Origin of the sequence: Aureimonas endophytica (assembly GCF_014642635.1) — a bacterium.
Lineage (GTDB): Bacteria > Pseudomonadota > Alphaproteobacteria > Rhizobiales > Rhizobiaceae > Plantimonas > Plantimonas endophytica.
In genome coordinates this window covers 1,137,005-1,158,264 of sequence record NZ_BMIQ01000001.1, presented here as the reverse complement: position 1 = coordinate 1,158,264, position 21,260 = coordinate 1,137,005, and the positions used below count along the sequence as shown (strand labels likewise).

General features: G+C 68.5%; 27 protein-coding genes and 1 other RNA gene. 20 read left to right on the top strand and 8 right to left on the bottom strand.

The window, feature by feature from the left end; all coding sequences use genetic code 11:
* Positions 1-2: 2 nt before the first annotated feature.
* The gene (gene gap, locus IEY14_RS05840) at positions 3-1,019 is read right to left on the bottom strand and encodes a type I glyceraldehyde-3-phosphate dehydrogenase (protein WP_188907224.1); all 1,017 of its coding nucleotides are present in this window, start codon (positions 1,017-1,019) and stop codon (positions 3-5) included.
* Positions 1,020-1,268: 249 nt separating this feature from the next.
* Here gap and IEY14_RS05835 point away from each other — a divergent pair, with 249 nt between their 5' ends.
* Both IEY14_RS05835 and IEY14_RS05830 read left to right on the top strand, forming a co-directional pair.
* Positions 1,269-1,553, top strand: a complete 285-nt coding sequence (locus IEY14_RS05835; protein ID WP_188907223.1) for a DUF4164 domain-containing protein — start codon at positions 1,269-1,271, stop codon at positions 1,551-1,553.
* On the top strand, positions 1,553-1,915 hold the full coding sequence (locus tag IEY14_RS05830) for a cell division protein ZapA (protein ID WP_188907222.1): 363 nt from the start codon (positions 1,553-1,555) through the stop codon (positions 1,913-1,915). Before IEY14_RS05835 ends, IEY14_RS05830 begins: the two co-directional genes overlap by 1 nt.
* A gap of 16 nt (positions 1,916-1,931) precedes the next feature.
* Here IEY14_RS05830 and IEY14_RS05825 read toward each other — a convergent pair whose 3' ends face one another.
* Both IEY14_RS05825 and IEY14_RS05820 read right to left on the bottom strand, forming a co-directional pair.
* Positions 1,932-2,693 carry an ABC transporter permease gene (locus IEY14_RS05825; RefSeq protein ID WP_188907221.1) on the bottom strand — a complete coding sequence of 254 codons (762 nt, stop codon included), beginning with the start codon at positions 2,691-2,693 and terminating at the stop codon, positions 1,932-1,934.
* Positions 2,690-3,646: an ABC transporter ATP-binding protein gene (locus IEY14_RS05820; RefSeq protein WP_188907220.1), complete on the bottom strand. Its 957-nt coding sequence runs from the start codon at positions 3,644-3,646 to the stop codon at positions 2,690-2,692. Before IEY14_RS05820 ends, IEY14_RS05825 begins: the two co-directional genes overlap by 4 nt.
* A 121-nt stretch (positions 3,647-3,767) precedes the next feature.
* Between IEY14_RS05820 and ssrS the strand changes: the two genes are divergently transcribed.
* Positions 3,768-3,926, top strand: a non-coding RNA gene (gene ssrS / locus IEY14_RS05815) — 6S RNA.
* Positions 3,927-3,986: 60 nt separating this feature from the next.
* On the opposite strand, the gene IEY14_RS05810 is transcribed toward ssrS, so the two are convergent.
* Positions 3,987-4,217: a ribbon-helix-helix domain-containing protein gene (locus tag IEY14_RS05810; RefSeq protein ID WP_188907219.1), complete on the bottom strand. Its 231-nt coding sequence runs from the start codon at positions 4,215-4,217 to the stop codon at positions 3,987-3,989.
* A 61-nt stretch (positions 4,218-4,278) separates the two neighbouring features.
* Here IEY14_RS05810 and IEY14_RS05805 point away from each other — a divergent pair, with 61 nt between their 5' ends.
* Complete coding sequence (locus tag IEY14_RS05805; RefSeq protein WP_188907218.1) at positions 4,279-4,854, top strand: 5-formyltetrahydrofolate cyclo-ligase; 576 nt, start codon at positions 4,279-4,281, stop codon at positions 4,852-4,854.
* On the opposite strand, the gene IEY14_RS05800 is transcribed toward IEY14_RS05805, so the two are convergent.
* Entirely contained in the window at positions 4,817-5,374 is a 558-nt protein-coding gene (locus tag IEY14_RS05800) for a CAP domain-containing protein (protein ID WP_188907217.1), read from the bottom strand. The two genes, IEY14_RS05805 and IEY14_RS05800, sit on opposite strands and share 38 nt — an antisense overlap.
* A gap of 84 nt (positions 5,375-5,458) precedes the next feature.
* Here IEY14_RS05800 and IEY14_RS05795 point away from each other — a divergent pair, with 84 nt between their 5' ends.
* The gene (locus IEY14_RS05795; protein ID WP_188907216.1) at positions 5,459-6,073 is read left to right on the top strand and encodes a glutathione S-transferase family protein; all 615 of its coding nucleotides are present in this window, start codon (positions 5,459-5,461) and stop codon (positions 6,071-6,073) included.
* Positions 6,073-6,897, top strand: a complete 825-nt coding sequence (locus tag IEY14_RS05790) for a TIGR00282 family metallophosphoesterase (protein WP_188907215.1) — start codon at positions 6,073-6,075, stop codon at positions 6,895-6,897. Before IEY14_RS05795 ends, IEY14_RS05790 begins: the two co-directional genes overlap by 1 nt.
* Before the next feature lie 10 nt (positions 6,898-6,907).
* Here IEY14_RS05790 and IEY14_RS05785 read toward each other — a convergent pair whose 3' ends face one another.
* Positions 6,908-7,753 carry an MBL fold metallo-hydrolase gene (locus IEY14_RS05785; RefSeq protein WP_188907214.1) on the bottom strand — a complete coding sequence of 282 codons (846 nt, stop codon included), beginning with the start codon at positions 7,751-7,753 and terminating at the stop codon, positions 6,908-6,910.
* A gap of 155 nt (positions 7,754-7,908) precedes the next feature.
* On the opposite strand from IEY14_RS05785, the gene IEY14_RS05780 reads away from it, so the two are divergent.
* On the top strand, positions 7,909-8,658 hold the full coding sequence (locus tag IEY14_RS05780) for a YebC/PmpR family DNA-binding transcriptional regulator (protein WP_188907213.1): 750 nt from the start codon (positions 7,909-7,911) through the stop codon (positions 8,656-8,658).
* Here IEY14_RS05780 and IEY14_RS05775 read toward each other — a convergent pair whose 3' ends face one another.
* Together IEY14_RS05775 and IEY14_RS05770 are read right to left on the bottom strand one after the other, a co-directional pair.
* Positions 8,659-9,240 carry a Uma2 family endonuclease gene (locus IEY14_RS05775; RefSeq protein ID WP_188907212.1) on the bottom strand — a complete coding sequence of 194 codons (582 nt, stop codon included), beginning with the start codon at positions 9,238-9,240 and terminating at the stop codon, positions 8,659-8,661.
* 25 nt (positions 9,241-9,265) lie between these two features.
* Entirely contained in the window at positions 9,266-10,339 is a 1,074-nt protein-coding gene (locus IEY14_RS05770) for a serine hydrolase domain-containing protein (RefSeq protein WP_188907404.1), read from the bottom strand.
* A gap of 157 nt (positions 10,340-10,496) precedes the next feature.
* On the opposite strand from IEY14_RS05770, the gene ruvC reads away from it, so the two are divergent.
* The 13 genes from ruvC (at position 10,497) to tilS (ending at position 21,205) form a co-directional block, all read left to right on the top strand.
* Positions 10,497-11,015, top strand: a complete 519-nt coding sequence (gene ruvC, locus IEY14_RS05765) for a crossover junction endodeoxyribonuclease RuvC (RefSeq protein WP_188907211.1) — start codon at positions 10,497-10,499, stop codon at positions 11,013-11,015.
* A 55-nt stretch (positions 11,016-11,070) separates the two neighbouring features.
* Complete coding sequence (locus IEY14_RS05760) at positions 11,071-11,331, top strand: AbrB/MazE/SpoVT family DNA-binding domain-containing protein (protein ID WP_188907210.1); 261 nt, start codon at positions 11,071-11,073, stop codon at positions 11,329-11,331.
* Entirely contained in the window at positions 11,309-11,731 is a 423-nt protein-coding gene (locus IEY14_RS05755; RefSeq protein WP_188907209.1) for a type II toxin-antitoxin system VapC family toxin, read from the top strand. The genes IEY14_RS05760 and IEY14_RS05755 overlap by 23 nt, the downstream gene beginning before the upstream one ends.
* Complete coding sequence (ruvA, locus tag IEY14_RS05750) at positions 11,728-12,345, top strand: Holliday junction branch migration protein RuvA (RefSeq protein WP_188907208.1); 618 nt, start codon at positions 11,728-11,730, stop codon at positions 12,343-12,345. Before IEY14_RS05755 ends, ruvA begins: the two co-directional genes overlap by 4 nt.
* Before the next feature lie 9 nt (positions 12,346-12,354).
* Entirely contained in the window at positions 12,355-13,398 is a 1,044-nt protein-coding gene (gene ruvB / locus IEY14_RS05745) for a Holliday junction branch migration DNA helicase RuvB (protein WP_188907207.1), read from the top strand.
* A 46-nt stretch (positions 13,399-13,444) separates the two neighbouring features.
* The gene (locus IEY14_RS05740) at positions 13,445-13,894 is read left to right on the top strand and encodes a YbgC/FadM family acyl-CoA thioesterase (RefSeq protein WP_188907206.1); all 450 of its coding nucleotides are present in this window, start codon (positions 13,445-13,447) and stop codon (positions 13,892-13,894) included.
* A 266-nt stretch (positions 13,895-14,160) separates the two neighbouring features.
* On the top strand, positions 14,161-14,871 hold the full coding sequence (tolQ, locus tag IEY14_RS05735; protein ID WP_188907403.1) for a protein TolQ: 711 nt from the start codon (positions 14,161-14,163) through the stop codon (positions 14,869-14,871).
* Positions 14,872-14,893: 22 nt separating this feature from the next.
* Positions 14,894-15,346, top strand: a complete 453-nt coding sequence (gene tolR, locus IEY14_RS05730) for a protein TolR (RefSeq protein WP_188907205.1) — start codon at positions 14,894-14,896, stop codon at positions 15,344-15,346.
* A gap of 9 nt (positions 15,347-15,355) precedes the next feature.
* Complete coding sequence (gene tolA, locus IEY14_RS05725) at positions 15,356-16,498, top strand: cell envelope integrity protein TolA (protein WP_188907204.1); 1,143 nt, start codon at positions 15,356-15,358, stop codon at positions 16,496-16,498.
* A 91-nt stretch (positions 16,499-16,589) separates the two neighbouring features.
* Positions 16,590-17,891, top strand: coding sequence for a Tol-Pal system beta propeller repeat protein TolB (tolB, locus tag IEY14_RS05720; RefSeq protein ID WP_188907203.1), 1,302 nt, complete (start codon positions 16,590-16,592; stop codon positions 17,889-17,891).
* Positions 17,892-18,125: 234 nt separating this feature from the next.
* The gene (gene pal / locus IEY14_RS05715) at positions 18,126-18,656 is read left to right on the top strand and encodes a peptidoglycan-associated lipoprotein Pal (protein ID WP_188907202.1); all 531 of its coding nucleotides are present in this window, start codon (positions 18,126-18,128) and stop codon (positions 18,654-18,656) included.
* Between the two features lie 229 nt (positions 18,657-18,885).
* Positions 18,886-19,857, top strand: coding sequence for a tol-pal system protein YbgF (gene ybgF / locus IEY14_RS05710; RefSeq protein ID WP_210318278.1), 972 nt, complete (start codon positions 18,886-18,888; stop codon positions 19,855-19,857).
* Between the two features lie 70 nt (positions 19,858-19,927).
* The gene (tilS, locus tag IEY14_RS05705) at positions 19,928-21,205 is read left to right on the top strand and encodes a tRNA lysidine(34) synthetase TilS (protein WP_188907200.1); all 1,278 of its coding nucleotides are present in this window, start codon (positions 19,928-19,930) and stop codon (positions 21,203-21,205) included.
* Positions 21,206-21,260: the final 55 nt, after the last annotated feature.

The window sequence follows — 21,260 nt, the reverse complement described above, 5'->3', positions numbered from 1 at the left end:
GATCAGCGCGCGTTCGCGAAGGCGACGGCGGTGTCGCACATGCGGTTCGAGAAGCCCCACTCGTTGTCGTACCAGGACAGGACGCGCACGAAATTGCCGTCCATGACCTTCACCTGGTCCATGTGGAAGACCGAGGAATGCGGGTCGTGGTTGAAGTCGGAGGAGACGTTCGGCGCGTCCGTATAGCCGAGAATGCCCTTCAGCGGGCCGTCGGCGGCCTCGCGGATGGCGTTCTGGACCTCCTCGACCGTGGTCGAGCGCTTGGCGACGAACTTGAAGTCGACGACCGAGACGTTCGGGGTCGGGACGCGGATCGCGACGCCGTCGAGACGGCCCTTCAGTTCCGGCAGCACGAGGGCGACGGCCTTGGCGGCGCCGGTCGAGGTCGGGATCATCGACAGGGCGGCGGCGCGGGCGCGGTAGAGATCCTTGTGCATGGTGTCCAGCGTCGGCTGGTCGCCCGTGTAGGAATGGATCGTCGTCATGAAGCCCTTGTCGATGCCGATGGCCTCGTTGAGGACCTTGGCGACGGGGGCGAGGCAGTTCGTGGTGCAGGAGGCGTTGGAGATGATCCGGTCGTCGCCGTTCAGCGTGTCGTGGTTCACGCCGAAGACGATCGTCTTCTCGCCCTGGGTCGGGTTGGTCAGCGGACCGGAAACGAGCACCTTTCTGGCGCCGGCCTCGAGATGCGCGCCGGCCTTGGTCGGATCGGTGAAGATGCCGGTGCATTCGAGGACGATGTCGATGTTCTCCGCGCCCCAGGGCAGGGCCTTCGGATCGCGCTGGGCATGGACCTTCATCGGGCCGCGGCCGACATCGATCGTGTCGCCGGCGACCTTCACCTCGCCCGGGAAGCGGCCATGGACCGAGTCGTAGCGGATGAGATGGGCGTTCGTCTCCACCGGGCCGAGATCGTTGATGGCGACGACCTCGAGATCGGTGCGGCCGGATTCGATGATCGCCCTGAGGACGTTGCGGCCGATGCGGCCGAAACCGTTGATTGCCACGCGCACAGTCATTCTCGCATCCTCCTCGGGGGCGACCGGAATTTCGACGGCGCGGCGGAAGGGCCGGCCGCTGACGGACCCGTTCATAGTCGTTTTCCGCCGCAGGTAAAGCCGAAGCGCCGCCGCATCGGCGCCGATCCGGTGCCGGGCGAATGTCCGGCGGCCGGTCGGTTGCGTTTCACAGTTGAAAGCGGACGGCAAATGCCGCAAGGCTCGCGGCTCTTGGAACCCGTTCTTCGACCTCAGCGCGAGGCTCGCCGCATGCCGTCCGACACACCGCTCCAAAAGGCCAGCGCCCGGCTCGAGGCTTCGCTGCGGCGCCTCGAGGCCGCGATCGACGTACAGTCCGAGCGCGAGGTGGTGGTGTCCGGCGTCGAGGAGGAGATCCAGCGCATGACGGCCGATCGCGGCCGGCTGGCCGGCGATCTCGACGCGGCCCTTGTCCGGGCCGAGCGCCTGGAGCACACCAATCGCGAGGTGTCCCGCCGGCTCGTCTCGGCGATGGAGACGATTCGCAGCGTGCTCGAGCGGCGGAAGGAAGGCTGATGCCGCAAGTCATCGTCACCATCGACGGCAAGACCTTCCGCATGGCCTGCGCCGAGGGCGAGGAGGATCACCTCGCCGGGCTCGCGGCGGATGTCGACGCCCGCGTCGGCGAATTGCGCAAAAGCTTCGGCGAGATCGGCGACCAGCGGCTGGTCGTGATGGCCGCGATCATGGCGACGGACGAGCTCGCCGAGCAGCGGCGGCGCGTCGCCGCCCTCGAACAGTCGCTCGCCGAGACCGAGCGGGCGCGCCAGGACGCGCTGCGCCGGGCCGAGGCGGGCGAGGATCGGCTCGTCGCCCATCTCGACGCGATCTCGGAGGCGATCGAGCGCGCCGCCCAGCGGCTCGACGCCCGCCGCTGAGGGGCGCCGGCCGAAGTCAGGACTTCAGCCGGTAGCCGGTGCGGAAGATCCAGGCGATGACGGCGATGCAGACGAGCAGGAAGAGCGCCGTCATCAGGAGGCTCCAGCCGACGCCGACATCCGCCTGGCCGTAGAAGCTCCAGCGGAAGCCGCTGACGAGATAGACGACCGGGTTGAACAGCGTCACCGTCCGCCAGAAGGGCGGCAGCATGTTGATCGAATAGAAGCTGCCGCCGAGAAAGGTCAGCGGCGTGACGATGAGGAGCGGCACGATCTGCAGCTTCTCGAAGCCGTCGGCCCAGATGCCGATGATGAAGCCGAGCATGCTGAAGGTCACCGCCGTCAGGACCAGGAAGGCGATCATCACGAAGGGATGCTCGATCCGCACCGGCACGAAGAGCGTCGCGGTGAGAAGGATGATGAGGCCGAGCGCGATCGACTTCGTCGCCGCCGCCCCGACATAGGCGGCCGTCACCTCGACGAAGGAGACCGGCGCCGACAGGATCTCGTAGATCGTGCCGGAGAAGCGCGGAAAATAGATGCCGAAGGAGGCGTTGGAGACGCTCTGCGTCAGGAGCGACAGCATGATGAGGCCGGGCACGATGAAGGAGCCGTAGCCGATGCCGTCGATCTCCTGCATGCGCGAGCCGATCGCCGAGCCGAAGACGACGAAATAGAGGGCGGTCGAGATGACCGGCGCCACGATGCTCTGGAAGAGCGTGCGGAAGGTGCGGTTCATCTCGAAGCGATAGACCGCCTTGATCGCCTGCCAGTTCATGCGCGCTCCTTCAGAAGCCCGACGAAGATGTCCTCCAGCGAGCTTTGCCGGGTCTGGAGATCGCGGTAGCGCAGGCCCGCCTCCGACAGATCGGCGAGGAGGCGCGTGATGCCGGTACGCTGGCCTTGCGTATCGTAGGTATAAGTGAGCGTCGCGCCGTCCGAGGAGCGGTCGAGCCCGTAGGCGGCGAGGCTGTCCGGGATCTCGGTCAGCGGCTCGGCGAGCGACAGGATGAGCTGCTTCCTGCCGAGCTTGCGCATCAGCTCGGCCTTCTCCTCGACGAGGATGATCTCGCCCTTGCGGATGACGCCGATCCGGTCGGCCATCTCCTCCGCCTCCTCGATATAGTGGGTGGTCAGGATGATGGTGGTGCCGGCGCGGCGCAGCTCCCGCACCATCGCCCACATTTCCTGGCGCAGCTGCACGTCGACGCCCGCCGTCGGCTCGTCGAGGAAGAGGATGCGCGGCTCGTGCGCCAGCGCCTTGGCGATGAGGACGCGCCGCTTCATGCCGCCCGACAGGGTGATGATCCGGGCGTCGCGCTTGTCCCAGAGCGAGAGGTCGCGCAGCACCTTCTCGATGTGCGTCGGGTTCGGCGCCTTGCCGAACAGGCCGCGGCTGAAGGAGACCGTCGCCCAGACGCTCTCGAAGGCGTCGGTGGTCAGTTCCTGCGGCACGAGGCCGATCGCGGCGCGCGCGGCGCGATAGTCGCGCTTGATGTCGTGGCCGACGACGGTGATCCGGCCCTCGCTCGGATTGACGATGCCGCAGATGATCGAGATCAGCGTCGTCTTGCCGGCGCCGTTCGGCCCGAGCAGGGCGAAGATCTCGCCTTCGCGGATGGTGAGGTCGATGCGCTTCAGCGCGTCCTGGCCGCTGGCATAGCGCTTGGCGAGGCCGTCGATCGCGATGATCGGGGGGCGCTCGCCGGCGGTCGTCTCCGCAACGGGCATGGGTGTCTCGGATGGGACCGGTCCTCGCGCCGGCGGGAGGCTATCTAGCGGAACGGCGGAAAAAGCGAAATCGTCCCGCCCGCTCTGGCGCATCGGCGGAGAGGGGACTATCTAAGCCCTCGGCGGGCTGCGCGGTGCGACAGGGATAACTTATTCCCCGGGGCCTTACGCATCCCTTAGGGAGCTGTTCCTGTCCTGGTCCGTGGGCCGGGACACACGGCGCCCACCTACTCTGTAGGTTCCCGGGATCGACATTCTCATCGGCCGAGGTGGCTCGCCACTCCTCCGCACCATTTTCATCCGCAAGGAACGCCGTAACTCGCGCGGGCGAGACAGCGCGTCAGCCGCGCGCCGGCTCCGTCGCGTCGGCCGGTGCCGGCGCCTCGTCGAGGACGCCTTGCAGCTTGTCCTCCATCAGCTCCTCGATCAGCGCGTCCTCGCGCTCCAGCGCCTGCAGGGCCTCCTGCACCACCTCGCTCGGCGAGGCGTAGCGGCCGGTCGCCATCAGTTCGTCGAGCGCGTTCTGCTGGTCGCCGAGATCGACGGTGAGGGTCTTCGGCTCTTCGGTCATTTCCCGTACTCCATCGGGCTTGCTAAGCAAGGATCGGTCGACAGGATAAGGGCGGGATCGAATGTCGGGTTCCTTGAGCGAGAAGGCGCGGCTGCGGGCCGAGGCCCTGGCCCGGCGCGACGCGATGGACGGCGCGGCGCGGATCGAGGCGGGCTTCGCGGTCGCCGAGACCGTCGCGGCGGATCTCGCCTTCGAGCCCGGCACGGTCGTTTCCGGCTTCCTGCCGATCCGCAGCGAGATCGACCTCCGGCCGCTGATGGCGATCCTCGCCGATCGCGGCGCGCGGCTCTGCGTGCCGGCGATCGTCGGCGAGGATCTGGAGTTCCGCGAGCTGCGGCGCGGCGCGGCGCTGGAGCCGCAGGGCTTCGGCACCTATGCGCCGGGCGCCGATGCGCCGGTTCTCGATCCGGCGATCATGCTGGTGCCCTTCGCCGCCTTCGACCGTCGCGGCCACCGCATCGGCTACGGCCGAGGCTATTACGATCGGGCGATCGCCCGTCTCGCCTCGGCCGGCCGGCCGCCGCGCACGCTCGGCCTCGGCTTCGCCGTCCAGGAGGTGCCGAGGGTGCCGGACGAGCCGCATGACGCGGCGCTCGACCTCATCGCGACGGAATGTGGTATCCACCGAGGGTCATGACCGTCCGCCCCATTTCCGGCCGTGTCGGCTGGTCGGCGCGCGGGCGGCCGAAGATCTGCGTCCAGTAGATGCGCCCGCTCGTCTTCTCGCGCACGGCGGCGAAGCCCGCCTCGGTGATCTTCGGATCGAGAAGGTTGCGCCGATGGCCCGGCGAATGTTCCCAGCCCGTCATGGCGCTGGCGAAATTCGGCTGGCCGCGCGCGATGTTCTCCGCCGCCGTGGCGAAGGGATAGCCGAAGCGCTTGATGCGCTCGGGCAGTGGCCCGTCGACATAGTGGTCCATCCGGTCGCGCCGGGCCATCGCGGTCGACTGCGCCTCGGCCGCCGCGACGAGCCGCGCCTCGCTCTTCAGCGGCGCCAGGCCGTTCTCGGCGCGGAAGGCGTTGACGGCGCGCAGGGCGCTTTCCTGGTCGAAACCGACATTGTCGGTCGGATGCGGCGGTTCGGGCGCGAGCACCGAGGTGCAGGCAGACAAAAGGAGGAGGCCGAGCGCCGGCAGCGCTCGCGTCGGTCGTATCATGTCCCATTCCCCATCGGCCCGGTGACACCCCTGTCGGGCCGCGCTAGGTCTTTGACGCCCCAATGCGTCGGAGACAAGCCCGCGATGATCGAGCTCTATACCTGGACGACTCCGAACGGCGAGAAGCCGGTCATCATGCTGGAGGAGCTCGGCCTCGACTACGAGATGGCGCTGATCGACATCTCGACCGGCGTGCAGAAGCAGGCGGCCTTCCTCGAACTCAATCCGAACGGGCGGATTCCGGCGATTTCCGACGACGGGCAGCGCATCTTCGAATCCGGCGCCATCCTCGTCCATCTCGCCGAGAAGACCGGCAGGTTCCTCGCCAAGTCCGGCAGCGACCGGGCCGAGGCCCTGTCCTGGACCTTCTTCCAGGTCGGCGGCACCGGACCGATGGTCGGCCAGCTCCACCATTTCCGCAACGCGCCGGAGAAGATTCCCTACGCCCTGAAGCGCTACGAGGACGAATCGCGCCGTCTCCTCGGCGTCCTCGAAAGCCGGCTCCAGCGCAACGAGTGGCTGGCCGGCGACTATTCGATCGCCGACATCATGAACTGGTCCTGGGCGCGCTCCGGCCTCGAAGCCGTGGAGGGCTGGGAGACCTTCCCGATGCTCGCGGGCTGGGTGAAGCGCATCGGCGCCCGGCCGGCGGTGATCCGCGCCCTCGACAAGCTCCAGGCGGCGAAAGCCGAACTCTGATGCGCTTCCTGTTTCTCGGCGACATGGTGGGCCGCACCGGACGCAACGCCGTCTACGACCGGCTGCCCGGCCTCGTCTCGGATTTCCGGCTGGATTTCGTGGTGGTGAACGGCGAGAACGCCGCCGGCGGCTTCGGCATCACGGAGGAGATCTTCGAGGAGACCCGCCGGGCCGGCGCCGATGTCGTCACCACCGGCAACCACGTCTTCGACCAGCGCGAGGCGCTCGACTTCGCGCGCCGCCACGACCGCTTCCTGCGGCCCGCGAACTTTCCCGACGGCACGCCGGGCTACGGCTCCGGCCTGTTCGAGGCGCGCAACGGCGCGCGCGTCCTCGTCGCCAATGTCATGGGCCGCGTCTTCATGAGCCCCGATCTCGACGATCCCTTCCGGCGGGCCGGCGACATCGTGGCGAGCTGCCCGCTCGGAGCACAGGCCGATGCGATCGTCTTCGACTTCCATGCCGAGGCGACGAGCGAGAAGCAGTGCTTCGCCCATTTCCTCGACGGGCGGGTCAGCGTCGTCGTCGGCACGCATACCCATGTGCCGACCGCCGATCATCAGATCCTGTCCGGCGGCACGGCCTATCAGTCGGATGCCGGCATGTGCGGCGACTACGATTCCTCGCTCGGCATGGAGAAGGAGGAGCCGCTGAACCGCTTTCTCACCAAGGTGCCCTCCGGCCGCTTCGAGGTGGCGCAGGGGCCGGCGACGATCTGCGGTCTCGCCGTCGAGATCTCCGACCGCACGGGTCTTGCCGAGAAGCTCGCGCCGCTGCGGCTCGGGCCGCGCCTCGCGGAGGCGGTTCCGAGCTTCTGGAACTGAGGCGCCCGCGTCAGATCCCTTCGAGGAGCACGACGGTCGGCCGCTTCGGCAGGCTGCGCAGCGAGACGGCGAGCGAGGGCGAGGCCCGGCGCTCGACGGCGAAATCCGGCAGCTGCGCCAGGAAGCGATCCATCCGGCCGCGGAAATTGTGCATGGGCAGGACCAGTCGCGACTGGAGCCGCGCGACCATCGCCGCCATGCCCTCCTGGCTCATCGTCCAGGACCCGTCCACCGGCACCATGACGATGTCGAGCCGGCCGATCTCGGCGAATTGCGCATCGGTCAGCTTCTCGTGCAGATGGCCGAGATGGCCGATGCAGAGCCCGGCGGTCTCGAAGACGAAGATCGAATTGCCGTCCTTCTCCATGCCGCCGCCCCAGAGGCGGATGTCGCTCGGCACGTTGCGGACGAGGACGTCGCCGACGGTGAGATAATGTCTCGCCGGGCCGCCCTCCGGGTTCCAGCCGCGCAGCACATGCTCGATGCCGGGATCGGGATGGTTGGTGTAATGGGTCGAATGCGCCTTGTTCATCGTCGCGACGCGCGGCACGATCCCGCCGGCATTGCCGGTATAGTCGGTGGCGATGGTGACGCCGTCCGGGCTCTCGATCAGATAGGTCGCGTGCTGGATGAAGGTGATCCGCACCTCGTCGCGCCGCTCGCCGGCGGCGAGACGCGGACGGGCCTCGCGCTTCAGCGCGACGAAGGTTGCCGTGGGCAGCGCCTCGGCGACGGCATGGCAGGTGCTCGGCTGGGAACGGCCCGATCCCGCTCCGTCCGGCGGGGACTGCGCCTCGGCGAGCGGGCTGAGGGCGAGAAGCGCCAGCAGCGCGAGAAGCAGGCGGAAACGCGGCATGGGTCTGGCTCCGGCCGTGACGTTGCGCCGAGCCTAAGCCCGGCCCGCGCCCGCGCCGCATCATTTTCCCGGCATCGGCCCGTTCTGGACGGATCGGCGGCGATTTTTTATATGACGCTCACTTCCACCAAGACGCTCGCAGCAAGGGTGCCCTCATGGCCGGCCATTCACAGTTCAAGAACATCATGCATCGCAAGGGCCGGCAGGACGCGATGCGCTCCAAGCTGTTCTCGAAGCTCGCCCGCGAGATCACCGTCGCCGCCAAGACCGGCATGCCCGATCCGGCGATGAACCCGCGCCTGCGCCTCGCGGTGCAGAACGCCAAGGCCGAGTCCATGCCGAAGGACAATATCGACCGCGCCATCAAGAAGGCGCTCGGCGGCGACACGGAGAATTACGACGAGGTCCGCTACGAGGGTTACGGCCCGGGCGGCGTCGCGGTGATCGTCGAGGCGCTGACCGACAACCGCAACCGCACCGCCTCCAATGTCCGCTCCTATTTCACCAAGGCGGGCGGCGCGCTCGGCGAGACGGGCTCGGTCTCCTTCATGTTCGATCATGTCGGCGAGATCGTCTACGGCCCGAAGGCAGGCGACGCGGATAAGGTGATGGAAGCGGCGATCGAGAGCGGCGCCGACGACGTGGTCTCCGACGAGGAGGGCCATCGCATCTATACGTCCTTCGAGGCGCTGAGCGAGGTCTCGGCCGCGCTCGAGAAGTCGCTCGGCGAGGCGGAAAGCGTGAAGGCGATTTGGCGGCCGCAGACCGGCACGCCGGTGGACGAGGAAAAGGCGCAGAGCATCCTGAAGCTCGTCGGCAATCTCGACGAGGACGACGACGTGCAGAATGTCTACGCCAATTTCGAGATCGACGAGGCCGTCATGGCCAAGCTCTCGGCCGCCTGATCAGGCCTCGGCCTCAAGGCCGGCATCCTCGTAGATGTCGGCCAGCGCCAGGCTGGCGCCGATCTCCGGCAAGGAAATCGTCTGCCCCAGGCCCTCGACCACGTCGGACACCCAATGCGCGCCCTGCCGGCGCCAGACGATGACGCTGGCGCTCTCCGAGCCGACGAGGAGCACGACCTCGACGGCGGGATGGGCCTTGTATTCCTCCACCTTGGTCAGCCGGCCGAAGCGCATGGTGGAGGGCGACAGGACCTCGATGAGGACGCGCGGCTGGCTCGCCTCGGTCGCGCGGTCCGGCGCCGAGCGGCAATCGACCACGATATCGGGCCGGCGCACGTTCTGATTGGGATTGCGGACGGCGATGTCGTCCGTATGCGGCCGGCAGGGCTGGCCGCGCAGCTGCGTGGCGAGCTCGCGAAGAATGTTGACCGTCACGACATCGTGCCGGCGCGATGCGCCGGTCATTCCCTTGGGCGTCAGGATCGGAAGGCCGTCGACCAGCTCGTAATTGACGTCCTGCCCGGCCTGCCAGACGAAGAACTCGTCCGGCGTCATGCGCTTGATGACCTTCGCTTCGCTCATCGCCGCCGCCCACGATCCGAAGACATTATAGGGCCTCCGCGCCAGCGGCGGAAGGCGCCGCGGCGGGCGCCGCCTGTGCCGTGCTCGCCGCGATGAGATCGGCGACAAGGCCGTGCAGATCCTCCTTGTAGCCGTTGCGGGCCGAGGGTGCGCCGTCGTCGGAGGTCATCGCCACGGTGAGACCGAGATCGGGCACGACATAGATCATCTGGCCGCCATAGCCCCAGCCGTAATGCACCGAGTGACCGGCGAGGCTGAGGCCGAACCAGCCATAACCGTAATCGTCGCCCGACCAGCGGGTCGTGGTGCGCTTGATCCAGGATTCCCTCACCCAGGCCTCCGGCACGATCTGCCTCCCTTCCGGCGTCCGGCCGCCATTGCGGTAGAGCTCGCCGAAGCGGAACAGCGATTTCGGCGTCATCGCCATCTGGTTGCCGCCGAGATGGATGCCCTGCGGATCGCGCTCCCAGGCCGCGATGTCGATGCCGGCGGGTCCCAGCCAGTCGCGTGCCAGCGCGAGGGTCGGGCGGCCGCTCGCCCTGGTCAGGATGGCGGAGAGGAGATGCGTCGAGCCGGTGGAATAGAGCATCTCGCCGCCGGGATCGGCGACCATCGGCCGGGCGAGGGCGGCCCGCACCCAGTCGCGGCTGGCGATCCAGGCGCCGTAATTCGGTCCCGAAGTGCGGTCGAGCCCGGCCTGCATCGACAAGAGATGGCCGATGGTGATCGATCGGATGCGGTGATCGGGGGCGGGCGGCAGCTTGTCGGCGAGAAGCGGCGCGATCGGCTGGTCGGTGCCGGAGAGGATGCCCTTGTCGATGGCGATGCCGACCAGCGCGGCGACGATCGACTTCGACGCGGATTTGATATTGGTGGCCCGGCTCGTGGCGGCGCCGTGAAAGCCCTTCTCGACGAGCACGGTGCCGTCGCGCCCGACGATCAGCGTCTCCAGCGCGGGCAGGCGCTTCGCCCGCGCGACGACCGCCGCGGTGCCGCTCGCCTCAGTGGAGGTCGGCGGCCCGGCGGCCGGCCGGGATTGCGCCTGGACCGGCGAGGCGAGAAGAAGGACGGCAAGGGCGAGCGGCAGGACGTTTCGCATCGAACGAAGTTGGGTTTCGGTGCGCTGGAAGGCCATGCGAATCACCGCGAGATGATCGAAAGATGATCGCCGCGCCGACTTCCCGTTATGTTTTCTCTTCGTTCACTTTTCGTCTTCATCCTCGCCAACGATTCGGGTACGGCTAGGATTTAAGATAATGTTGCAGGGGGCTCCCATTCGCGTCATCGGCATCGATCCGGGCTTGCGCCGTACCGGCTGGGGCGTCGTCGAGACGACCGGCAATTCCCTGCGCTTCCTCGCCTCCGGCACCGTGACCTCGGATGCCGAGAACGGTCTGGCGATCCGCCTGCGCGAATTGCATGACGGGCTTTCGGCGGTGATCCGCGCCTATCAGCCGGACGAGGCGGCGGTGGAGCAGACCTTCGTCAACAAGGACGCGACCGCGACGCTGAAGCTCGGCCAGGCGCGCGGCATCGCCATGCTCGTGCCGGCGCTGGCCGGGCTGCCCGTGGCGGAATATGCGCCGAACGCCGTGAAGAAGGCGGTGATCGGCGTCGGCCACGGCGAGAAGCGGCAGATCCACATGATGGTGAAGGTGCTGATGCCAAAGGCGACCTTCGATACGGACGACGCGGCGGACGCGCTCGCCATCGCCATCTGCCATACCCATCACCGCCAGTCGGCCGCCGCCCGCGCCGCCTTCGCCGCGCTGTGACGTTCTTGCAATGTTCACGGCATTCGAGTAGGTAATACCCAGGAGGTATTACTTCATGCGCGTCACCGAGAAGGGCCAGGTCACCATCCCGAAGGCCATTCGCGACAAGCTCGGCATCGGCCCCGGCAGCGAGGTGGAGTTCGTGGACCGGGGCGATCGCGTGATCCTGCAACGCCGTCCCGGCCCTTCCGGGGAACCGAGCAGCTTCGACGAATGGGCGGCAGGCGTGGCGGGCGCGATCGAAACGATGGGCATGGACGGCAAGGAATATGTCGATTGGCTGAGGGGGCCGCGTGACGATCTCGACCCTCATTGATACCAACGTCCTCGTGGATGTCCTTCGACCCGAAGAGGATGCGATGCGGCCTTGGTCGCTTCGACGTCTGCGGGAAGCGACGAAGTCCGGCGGGGTCGTCCTTGGTGCCGTCGTTTGGGCGGAGCTCTGCTGCTCTCCCCTTTCGGAGGACGCCTTGACCACCATCTTCGCCTATCTCAACCCGAGGCGGGAGCCGTTTCCCTTCGCGGCGGCCTTCGCGGCCGGGCGGGCGCACCGGGTCTATCGCGAGCGCGGCGGCAGGCGGGAGCGGACGCTGCCGGATTTTCTCATCGGCGCCCATGCGCTGGTCGCCGGGCACCGGCTCCTCACCCGCGACGCCGCGCGCTATCGCGCCTATTTCCCGACCCTCGACATCATCGCACCGGATACGCATCCTTGATCGGCAAGTTGAAAGGCCTCGTCGACGAGATCGCCGAGGATCACGTCGTCATCGACGTCCATGGCGTCGGCTATGTCGCCTTCTGCGGGGCGCGCACCCTGCGCAACCTGCCGCCGGTGGGCGAGGCGACGGTGCTCTTCATCGAGACCTTCCTGCGCGAGGACATGCTGCGGCTCTACGGCTTCGCCTCGGAAGTCGAGCGCGGCTGGTTCCGTCTCCTCCAGAGCGTGCAGGGGGTCGGCGCCAAGGTGGCGCTCGGCGTGCTCGGCACGCTGACGACCTCCGAACTCGCCAATGCCGTGGCGCTCCAGGACCGGGCGATGGTGGCGCGGGCGCCGGGCGTCGGGCCGAAGGTCGCCGCCCGCATCGTCGCCGAACTGAAGGACAAGATCCCGGCGCTCTCCGGCGGGATCGACCTGCCGGCCGGGGCGCTCGCCGAGCCGCTGCCGGGCGGTGTGGCCCTGCCGGTGGCGGACGCGATCTCGGCGCTCGCCAATCTCGGCTATTCGCGCGAGCAGGCGGCGGGGGCGGTGACGGTGGCGGTGAAGGAGGTGGGCGAGGACGCGCCCTCGACCACGCTGATCCGCCTCGCCCTCAAGGCCCTGAGCCGGTAGACCTGAAGGATGAGCAAGCCCTCCCGCCTCCTCACGCCGGAAAAGCGCGACGAAGACGTCGACGCGACGCTGCGGCCGCAACGCCTCGACGATTTCGTCGGGCAGGCGGCGGCCCGCGCCAATCTGAAGGTCTTCGTGGAAGCGGCGAAGAACCGGGGTGAGGCGCTCGACCACACGCTCTTCGTCGGGCCGCCCGGTCTCGGCAAGACGACGCTGGCGCAGATCATGGCGAAGGAGCTCGGCGTCAACTTCCGCTCCACCTCCGGCCCGGTCATCGCCAAGGCCGGCGATCTCGCGGCGCTGCTCACCAATCTGGAAGAGCGCGACGTGCTCTTCATCGACGAGATCCATCGCCTAAGCCCGGCGGTCGAGGAGATCCTCTACCCGGCCATGGAGGATTTCCAGCTCGATCTCATCATCGGCGAGGGGCCGGCGGCGCGTTCGGTGAAGATCGACCTCGCCAAGTTCACGCTCGTCGCCGCGACGACGCGGCTCGGCCTCCTGACGACGCCCCTGCGCGACCGCTTCGGCATTCCGGTGCGGCTGAACTTCTATACGGTGGAGGAACTGGAGCTGATCGTCCGGCGCGGGGCGCGGATCATGGGGCTGGCGCTGGCCGAGGACGGCGCGCGCGAGATCGCGCGCCGGGCGCGCGGCACGCCGCGCATCGCCGGCCGGCTCTTGCGCCGCGTGCGCGACTTCGCCGATGTCGCCGGGGTGGAGATCGTCGACCGCAAGATCGCCGACGCGGCCCTGACGCGGCTCGAGGTCGACAGTCTCGGCCTCGACCAGCTCGACCGGCGCTATCTCGACCTGATCGCCCTGAACTTCGGCGGCGGCCCGGTCGGCATCGAGACCATCGCCGCCGCCCTGTCCGAGCCGCGCGACGCGATCGAGGACATCGTCGAGCCCTATCTTCTCCAGCAGGGCTTCCTGCAGCGCACGCCGCGCGGCCGGGTGCTCACCCAGCATGCCTTCCGCCATCTCGGCCTCGCCGTGCCCTCCACCTACCAGGGCGTCCAGTCCGGCCTGTTCGACGACGACCGGGATTGAGGGGGAGCCGCATGACATCCGGTCGGCGATCGGCTAACCGCCAGCCATGAACGCCTTTCTCGCCGGACGGCTCACCGATTTCGGACATGCCCACGAATTCCGCGTCTATTTCGAGGACACCGACTTTTCCGGTGTCGTCTATCACGCGCGCTACCTCCAGTTTCTGGAGCGCGCCCGCAGCGATTTCCTGCGGCTGAAGGGCATCGGCCATCGCGGGCTCGCGGAAGGGGCCTTCGGCGAGCCCATGGCCTTCGCCGTTCGCCATATGGAGATCGACTTCCTGCGGCCGGCGCGCATCGACGACGTGGTGCGGGTGGAAACGCGCACGCTGCTCCTTGGCGGGGCGCGGGTGGTGCTCGATCAGAGGATCTTCCACGGCGAGCTCTTGCTGCTCGAAGCGAGGGTCAAGGTCGCGGTGATCTCGCCGGACGGCCGGCCGCGCCGCATGCCGCCGGCCGTCGCGGCCCTGCTGGAGCCCGGCCCGCGCGAAGAGTGATCGGCTTTTCGTCGCCGCCGCAACCTTCGCTTAACCTTAATGCTGTTTGAATGCGCGAGCGATATTGCTGCGGCGCACGCCATTCTTTCGCTCCATTCGAGCGGTGAAAGACCGGAACGTGTCATCGGCAATCATCGGGATGTCGAGGCGGGATGCCGGTGGAACCGAACGTTCCGGCGCCCGGGATAGGACGATGTGCCGAAGCCACGGGTTTCGCGCGACATGGCATCGGTCAAGGGGTTCGAGGGGCGTCGGAGATGAACGAGATCGCGCAAAGCGCTTTGGCGGCACCGGAAGCGTCGCATTCGCTTTGGGGCCTCTTCATGCAGGCGGGCTTCGTCGTCAAGCTGGTGATGATCGGCCTTCTGGCGGCGTCCGTCTGGACCTGGGCGATCATCATCGACAAGACGATGCGCTACGGCCGCTTCCGCCGTCAGCTGAACAATTTCGAGAATAATTTCTGGTCCGGCCAGTCGCTGGAGGATCTCTACCACACGCTGTCCGACCGCAAGACCAACGGCATGGGCGCGCTCTTCGTCGCCGCCATGCGCGAATGGAAGAAGAGCTTCGAGAAGGGCGCCCGCTCGCCCATGGGCCTCCAGAGCCGGATCGAGAAGGCGATGGACGTGACGCTCGCCCGCGAGATGGACGATCTGGAATCGCGCCTCGGCTTCCTCGCCACCGTCGGCTCGGCCGCGCCCTTCGTCGGCCTCTTCGGCACGGTGATCGGCATCATGACCTCGTTCCAGGCCATCGCCGCCTCGAAGCAGACCAATCTCGCCGTCGTCGCGCCGGGCATCGCCGAGGCGCTGCTCGCGACCGCCATCGGCCTCGTCGCCGCCATTCCCGCCGTCATCGCCTACAACAAGCTGTCGGCCGATGCCGGCAAGCTCGGCCTGCGTCTCGAATCCTTCGCCGACGAGTTCTCCGCGATCCTGTCGCGGCAGATCGACGAGCGCTCGGCCTCGGCCCGCTGATCCCGCCAGGAGGACGACCGACATGGGCATGGCCGTAGGTGGCGCGGGCGGCGGGGGCTCCCGCCGGCGCAGGGGCGGGCGGCGGCGCCAGCCCGTCAGCGAGATCAACGTGACGCCGATGGTCGACGTCATGCTGTGCCTTCTCATCATCTTCATGGTCGCGGCGCCGATGCTCACCGTCGGCGTGCCGCTCGATCTGCCGGAAACGCAGGCGAAGGCGCTGAACGCCGACAAGCAGCCGATCGAGGTTTCCGTCCAGAAGGGCGGCACCGTGTTCATCGGCGAATCCGAGATCGCGGCCGAAGAGGTCGTCGCCAAGCTCCAGGCCGTCGCCAAGACCGGCTACGAGGAGCGTATCTTCGTGCGCGCCGACAAGTCGGCCGACTATGGCTCCGTCATCAAGGTGATGGCGCTCATCTCGGCGGCCGGCTACAAGAATATCGGCCTCATCACCGCGCCCGAGACGACGAGCTGACGGCTGGCCATGCGTACCGGCGTCGCCACCTCCACGGCCATCCACCTCGTGCTCCTCACCTGGGGCCTCTGGTCGCTGTCGGCCCCCCAGCCCCTCGACGCGCAATATGCCGAGGCGCTGCCGGTCGAGGTCATCATGTCCGACACGTTCGAGGGCGTGAAGGGCGAGAAGGACGCGCCGCTGAAGGACAAGCCGGCGCCGAAGCCGACCACCAAGCCGCAGACCCTGCCGATGGACGCCAAGAATGCCGGCGACAACGAGGCGGATCTCGAAACGCCCCCCGTGCCGGACGTGAAGCCCTCGAAGGAGGAGGCCAAGCCCCAGCCGAAGCAGGCCGACCTGCCGCCGCCGCAACCGAAGCCCGAGCCGAAGCCGGAGACCAAGGTCGCCGAGAAGGCGCCGCCGACGCCCACCCCGCCGCCGCCGAAGCCCGAGCCGCCGAAGCCGCCGGAGCCCCAGAAGCCGTCGGAGCCGCAGAAGCAGCCCGAGCCGCCGAAGGAGGACCCGCTCGCCGAGGCGATCAAGACCGCCGAGGAGAAGCCGAAGCCGGAAGAGAAGAAGGCGGAGGAAAAGCCGAAGCCAGCGCCGAAGCCGGTCGTGAAGCCGGCGCCGCCGAAGCCCGAGGTTGCGCAGGCCGACAAGGCCGAGACGCAGAAGTCCGATTCCAAGGCGAAGGAGAAGCCGAAGAAGGAGGTCGCCGCCAAGGCCTCCGAGGAGAAGTCCGACTTCAACGCCGACGAGATCATGGCGCAGTTGACCAAGGCGAAGCCGTCGGGCGGTGGCGCGAAGCGGTCGACGGAATCGGCCTCGCTCGGCTCGAAGGTGACGACCGGCACCAAATTGTCGCGCAGCCAGGTGGGCCAGCTTCAGGGCATGATCCAGGAGCAGATGGCCAAGTGCTGGAATCCGCCCGCCGGCATCGAGGCCGGCGAATCGCTGAAGGTCGCGATCAAGATCCACTTCAACCCGTCGGGCGAGGTGGAAGGCGTGCCGGAGATCACCCAGGGCGGCGGCTCCGGGGCGCAGCGCATCGCGGCGGAAGCGGCGATCCGCGCCATCCGCCGCTGCGCGCCCTTCAACCTGCCGGCGGAGATGTATGCCGGCGGCTGGGAAGTGACGAACCTCAATTTCGACCCGAGCGAGATGTTCTGATCGCGTCTCGTCGGTCGAGTCGAATGGTCAAGGGGAAGGGTCGGCGCCGGATGCGCCGGCCCGTCGCCCCGAAATTGGGATGATGTTGTTGATGACGAAGCTTTTGCGGGCTCTCGGTGCCGCATTCGCCCTGTCGGTCGCGTTGGCGACGGTTGCGGTCCCGGCGCGCGCCGATATCACGGTCGACATCACGAAGGGCAATGTCCAGCCCTTGCCGATCGCCATTCCGAGTTTCGGCGGCAACAAGCTGGCGAGCCAGATCAGCGATGTCGTCGCGGCGGATCTGAAGCGCTCCGGCCTCTTCGCGCCGATCGATCCCTCCGCCTTCATCCAGAAGGACGTCTCGCCGGACGCGACGCCGCGCTTTCCCGACTGGACGGTGATCAACGCCCAGGCGCTCGTCACCGGCAAGGTCGCCTCCGAGGCGGACGGGAGGCTGCGCGCCGAGTTCCGCCTTTGGGACACCTTCGCCAACAGCCAGCTCGACGGCCAGCAGTTCTACGCCACGCCCGACAACTGGCGCCGCGTCGCCCATATCATCGCCGACGCGATTTACGAGCGGCTGACGGGCGAGAAGGGCTATTTCGACACGCGCGTCGTCTTCGTCTCGGAAAGCGGGCCGAAGCAGAAGCGCGTGAAGCGGCTGGCGATCATGGACCAGGACGGCGCCAACGTCGCCTATCTGACCGGCGGCGACGATCTCGTGCTGACGCCGCGCTTCTCGCCGAACCGGCAGGAGCTGACCTACATGTCCTTCGGCCGCTCCGAGCCGCGCGTCTATCTCCTGCAACTGGAGACCGGGCAGCGCGAGATGGTCGGCAATTTCCCGGGCATGACCTTCGCGCCGCGCTTCTCGCCGGATGGCCAGAAGATCGTGATGAGCCTCCAGCAGGAAGGCTCGGCCAATATCTACGCGATGGACCTGCGCTCGCGCGCGACGACGCGCCTGACCTCGACCGCCGCCATCGACACGGCGCCGAGCTTCTCGCCGGACGGCTCCCGCATCGTCTTCGAATCCGATCGCGGCGGCCGGCCGCAGATCTACGTGATGGGCGCCGACGGTTCCGGCCAGCAGCGCATCTCCTTCGGCCAGGGCAGCTATTCGACGCCGGTCTGGTCGCCGCGCGGCGATCTCATCGCCTTCACCAAGCAGTCCGGCGGGCAGTTCCAGATCGGCGTTATGAAGCCGGACGGCTCGGGCGAGCGCATCCTCACCTCCAGCTTCCATGCCGAGGGGCCGACCTGGGCGCCGAACGGCCGCGTCCTGATGTTCTTCAAGGATGCCGGCCCCGGACCGCAGCTCTATTCGATCGACCTCACGGGCCGGAACGAGCAGAAGGTGACGACGCCCGGCTACGCCTCCGACCCCGCCTGGTCGCCGGCTCGCGAATAGCCGCCCGTCTTCGCAGAACGGCTTGCCGGCCAAGGGCTTGTGACGCATCCGCCACAGGCCGGCCGGGAAAGCGTTGGGGCGGGGCGCCGCAAGGGTGGTGAGTGATTCTCGGCCGCCGACAGTTCGATTAAACCGCGTTTCCGCAATGGCCGAAGACCCCTGTTTACCCGGTTTTAAGAGTGAACAGGGTAAATACCCGGTTAGAAACAATCATCTCAATCGAAGGAGAAGGCCATGAGCCGGATCGCTGTTTTGGCTCAGAGCCGCGTCGCAATCGCCCTCGTCGCCGCGCTCGCCATCGCGGGCTGCGCCAAGAAGAATGGCGGCCTGCCGAACGATGCGGCCGGGCTCGGCCTCAATGGCGGCGCGGGCGGTGCCGGCGGGCAGAGCACCGCGCCGGGCACGCCGGGCGATTTCACCGTCAATGTCGGCGACCGCATCTTCTTCGACACGGACTCCTCGGTGGTCCGCGCCGACGCGCAGAAGACCCTTGCCTCCCAGGCCCGCTGGCTGAACCAGTATCGCCAGTATTCGATCACGGTCGAGGGCCATGCGGACGAGCGCGGCACGCGCGAATACAACCTCGCGCTCGGCGCCCGCCGCGCCGCCGCGACCCGCGACTTCCTCGCCAGCCAGGGCGTCGCCGCCAACCGCATGCGTACCATATCCTATGGCAAGGAGCGTCCGGTGGCCGTGTGCGACGACATCTCCTGCTGGTCGCAGAACCGCCGCGCCGTCACCGTGCTGAACGGCGCCGGCAGCTGATCGCATCCTGCGCTGCATTTCATGAGAGAGGGCGGTCCGGTCGGGCCGCCCTTTTTCGTTGGGGCCGCGCCCGTCGCCGATCCCGCTTGTGCTTGCGGTTCGCGGCGGCCAAACTTATGCCGAAAAGCCACCTTCCAAGCGAAAGGCGACATCGCCTCGCGGCAGGGGCTTCACGCCCGCCGGCGACGGCGGGCCGGACAGGCGACGGGGATCGAGCTTGAAAACGAATATGGTCAAGGCCTTGCGGGCCGGGGTCTTCGGCGCGGCGCTGGTCGCGGGCGTCTGGCCGGCCGCCGCGCTGAACCTGCCCTTCGGCGTCAGCCTCGGCGAGAAGCGGGCGAGCGCCCCGGCCGATTCGTCGGCGGAGCGTCCGGTGCAGATGGCGCAGATGTCGGATGCCGGCCAGCGCCTCAGCCAGCTGGAGGAGGAGAACCGCCGCCTCAACGGCAAGCTCGAGGAACTCTCCTTCCAGGTGCTCCAGATGCAGGAGCAGATGCGCAAGATGCAGGAGGACAACGAGTTCCGCTTCCAGGAACTCGAAGGGGGCGCGGCGAAGCCCGCCGCGACCGGCGGCGCCAAGCCGGCCGGCGCCGCCGGAGCGGCGCCCGCGCCGCGCCGCAGCGATGCCGGGCCGGCCGTTGGCGAGGGCGGGGGGCAGTCCGCCTCCGCCGCGCCGGCGCCGGGCGGCGACGATCAGATCGGCCAGATCCTCGACGGCGCGGCCAGTCTCGACCCGGGCCGCACCGGCACGACCGGCCCGGCCGCCGCGCCGGCCAAGCCCGCCGCCGGCTCGAACACCATCGCCTCGGTGCGCGCCGGCAATGCGGGCGAGCTCTACGGCCTCGCCTACAACTACCTCCTCGCCGGCGACTATCAGCTGGCCGAGAATTCCTTCCGCCAATATACCCAGACCTATCCCGACGCGAAGGACGTGCCGGACGCCCGCTACTGGCTCGGCGAGAGCCTGTTCCAGCAGTCGAAGTTCACGGACGCGGCCGAGGTCTTCCTCAACGCGCAGAAGGACTATCCGAAGAGCCCGAAGGCGCCGGAGATGATGCTGAAGCTCGGCATGTCGCTCGCCAAGCTCGACAATCGCGACACCGCCTGCGTGACCTTCAAGGAAGTGGCGCGCCGCTATCCGCAGATGAGCGCCACCGTCAAGCGCAAGCTCCAGACGGAGACTCAGGCTGCGAAGTGCTGAGCCGGACGACCGCCTGACCGCCTCCGGCGAGGCGCTGTCCGCCGACGAGGCGCTCGGCTGCCTCCGTCCCTTGCTCGAACGCCTGCCGACATCGGCGGGGTCACAGGCACTGCTGCTCGCCGTCTCCGGCGGCCCCGATTCTCTCGCCCTTCTCCTGCTTCTCGCCGAATGCCGCGCCGCGCTTCTCGCCGCCGGTTACGCGCTCCATGTCGCGACCGTCGATCACGGCCTGCGCGCCGCCTCGCGCGAGGAGGCCGCCTTCGTCGCGCGGCTCTGCGCCGCCCTCGGCCTGCCGCATCGCACCCTTCTCTGGACCGGGCCGAAGCTGGCCGGCAATCTCGCGGGCACCGCCCGCCGCGCCCGCTACGAGCTTCTGGCCGATGCGGCGCGCGCGCTTGGCGCGCCGGCGATCCTCACGGCCCATCATCAGGACGACCAGATCGAGACGCATTTTCTGGCGGCGGCGCGGGGCGCCGGCGATCGCGGCCTCGCCGGCATGCGGGCGGCGCGGGACCTCGCGCCGGGCCTCTCGCTGCTGCGACCCTTTCTCGCGGTGCCGGGCGCCGCCCTGAAGGCGGCCGTCGCGATCCGGGGAATTCGCGCCGTCGACGATCCGAGCAATCGCGATCCGCGCTTCGACCGTGCCCGGCTGCGCGCCGCGCTTGATCTCCCGGCGGCGGAGCGCCGCGCCTGTCTCGCCCGCATCGCCGCCCATGCCGCGCGACGCGACGCGGAGGACGCGGCCCTGGCCGCCTGGCTCGGCCGGCTGCGCGGAGAGGGCGCCCTGTGGATCGACGCGCTGGGCGGCATCAGGCTGGAGGCCACGGCACTCCGCGAGGCGCCGCCGTCGCTGGCGCCGCTTCTTCTCGGTCGCATCCTGCGCGCCGCCGGCGGCGCCGACTATCCGCCGCCCCGCGCGGCCCTGGCGCGGCTCCTTGCGCGGCTGGGATCGGACGCGGCGGAGGGAGCGACGCTCGGCGGCGCCGTCCTCGACACGCGCGGGCCGCTCGTTATCCGGCGCGAATATGGGCGGCAGGGGCTCGCGACGATTCCGGCGGGCGGCGCGGGCGCGCTCGTCTTCGATCGGCGCTTCGAGGTCGCCGGACCCATCGGGGGACTCTTTCCACCCGCGAGCCGGCTCGCCGCCTTCGGCTATCTCAACCGCGGCAATCCCGCGGAGCGGGTTCTGCCCGTGCTGCTCGATGCCGAGGACCGTCTCATCGCCGCGCCCGAAGCCCTCGCGCGCAAGGCGGGGCCGGGCTGTTTCCCGCTGCCGATCACCGAGCGTCTCTCGTTTCGGATTGACGAGGACTTGCCGAAAAAGGCCGAATTCCTCCAAAATGCTTGAGAGCGCGGGAAGCAAAAATGCCGCAAAACGGCCGGGTGCCGTTGGCATAGCTCTT

What these genes read in the sequence shown, in the direction of transcription:
- gap (WP_188907224.1), bottom strand. Translation starts at nt 1,019, where the DNA reads ATGACTGTGCGCGTGGCAATCAACGGTTTCGGCCGCATCGGCCGCAAC.
- IEY14_RS05835 (WP_188907223.1), top strand. Translation starts at nt 1,269, where the DNA reads ATGCCGTCCGACACACCGCTCCAAAAGGCCAGCGCCCGGCTCGAGGCT.
- IEY14_RS05830 (WP_188907222.1), top strand. Translation starts at nt 1,553, where the DNA reads ATGCCGCAAGTCATCGTCACCATCGACGGCAAGACCTTCCGCATGGCC.
- IEY14_RS05825 (WP_188907221.1), bottom strand. Translation starts at nt 2,693, where the DNA reads ATGAACTGGCAGGCGATCAAGGCGGTCTATCGCTTCGAGATGAACCGC.
- IEY14_RS05820 (WP_188907220.1), bottom strand. Translation starts at nt 3,646, where the DNA reads ATGCCCGTTGCGGAGACGACCGCCGGCGAGCGCCCCCCGATCATCGCG.
- IEY14_RS05810 (WP_188907219.1), bottom strand. Translation starts at nt 4,217, where the DNA reads ATGACCGAAGAGCCGAAGACCCTCACCGTCGATCTCGGCGACCAGCAG.
- IEY14_RS05805 (WP_188907218.1), top strand. Translation starts at nt 4,279, where the DNA reads ATGTCGGGTTCCTTGAGCGAGAAGGCGCGGCTGCGGGCCGAGGCCCTG.
- IEY14_RS05800 (WP_188907217.1), bottom strand. Translation starts at nt 5,374, where the DNA reads ATGATACGACCGACGCGAGCGCTGCCGGCGCTCGGCCTCCTCCTTTTG.
- IEY14_RS05795 (WP_188907216.1), top strand. Translation starts at nt 5,459, where the DNA reads ATGATCGAGCTCTATACCTGGACGACTCCGAACGGCGAGAAGCCGGTC.
- IEY14_RS05790 (WP_188907215.1), top strand. Translation starts at nt 6,073, where the DNA reads ATGCGCTTCCTGTTTCTCGGCGACATGGTGGGCCGCACCGGACGCAAC.
- IEY14_RS05785 (WP_188907214.1), bottom strand. Translation starts at nt 7,753, where the DNA reads ATGCCGCGTTTCCGCCTGCTTCTCGCGCTGCTGGCGCTTCTCGCCCTC.
- IEY14_RS05780 (WP_188907213.1), top strand. Translation starts at nt 7,909, where the DNA reads ATGGCCGGCCATTCACAGTTCAAGAACATCATGCATCGCAAGGGCCGG.
- IEY14_RS05775 (WP_188907212.1), bottom strand. Translation starts at nt 9,240, where the DNA reads ATGAGCGAAGCGAAGGTCATCAAGCGCATGACGCCGGACGAGTTCTTC.
- IEY14_RS05770 (WP_188907404.1), bottom strand. Translation starts at nt 10,339, where the DNA reads ATGCGAAACGTCCTGCCGCTCGCCCTTGCCGTCCTTCTTCTCGCCTCG.
- ruvC (WP_188907211.1), top strand. Translation starts at nt 10,497, where the DNA reads ATGTTGCAGGGGGCTCCCATTCGCGTCATCGGCATCGATCCGGGCTTG.
- IEY14_RS05760 (WP_188907210.1), top strand. Translation starts at nt 11,071, where the DNA reads ATGCGCGTCACCGAGAAGGGCCAGGTCACCATCCCGAAGGCCATTCGC.
- ruvB (WP_188907207.1), top strand. Translation starts at nt 12,355, where the DNA reads ATGAGCAAGCCCTCCCGCCTCCTCACGCCGGAAAAGCGCGACGAAGAC.
- IEY14_RS05740 (WP_188907206.1), top strand. Translation starts at nt 13,445, where the DNA reads ATGAACGCCTTTCTCGCCGGACGGCTCACCGATTTCGGACATGCCCAC.
- tolR (WP_188907205.1), top strand. Translation starts at nt 14,894, where the DNA reads ATGGGCATGGCCGTAGGTGGCGCGGGCGGCGGGGGCTCCCGCCGGCGC.
- tolA (WP_188907204.1), top strand. Translation starts at nt 15,356, where the DNA reads ATGCGTACCGGCGTCGCCACCTCCACGGCCATCCACCTCGTGCTCCTC.
- tolB (WP_188907203.1), top strand. Translation starts at nt 16,590, where the DNA reads ATGACGAAGCTTTTGCGGGCTCTCGGTGCCGCATTCGCCCTGTCGGTC.
- pal (WP_188907202.1), top strand. Translation starts at nt 18,126, where the DNA reads ATGAGCCGGATCGCTGTTTTGGCTCAGAGCCGCGTCGCAATCGCCCTC.
- ybgF (WP_210318278.1), top strand. Translation starts at nt 18,886, where the DNA reads ATGGTCAAGGCCTTGCGGGCCGGGGTCTTCGGCGCGGCGCTGGTCGCG.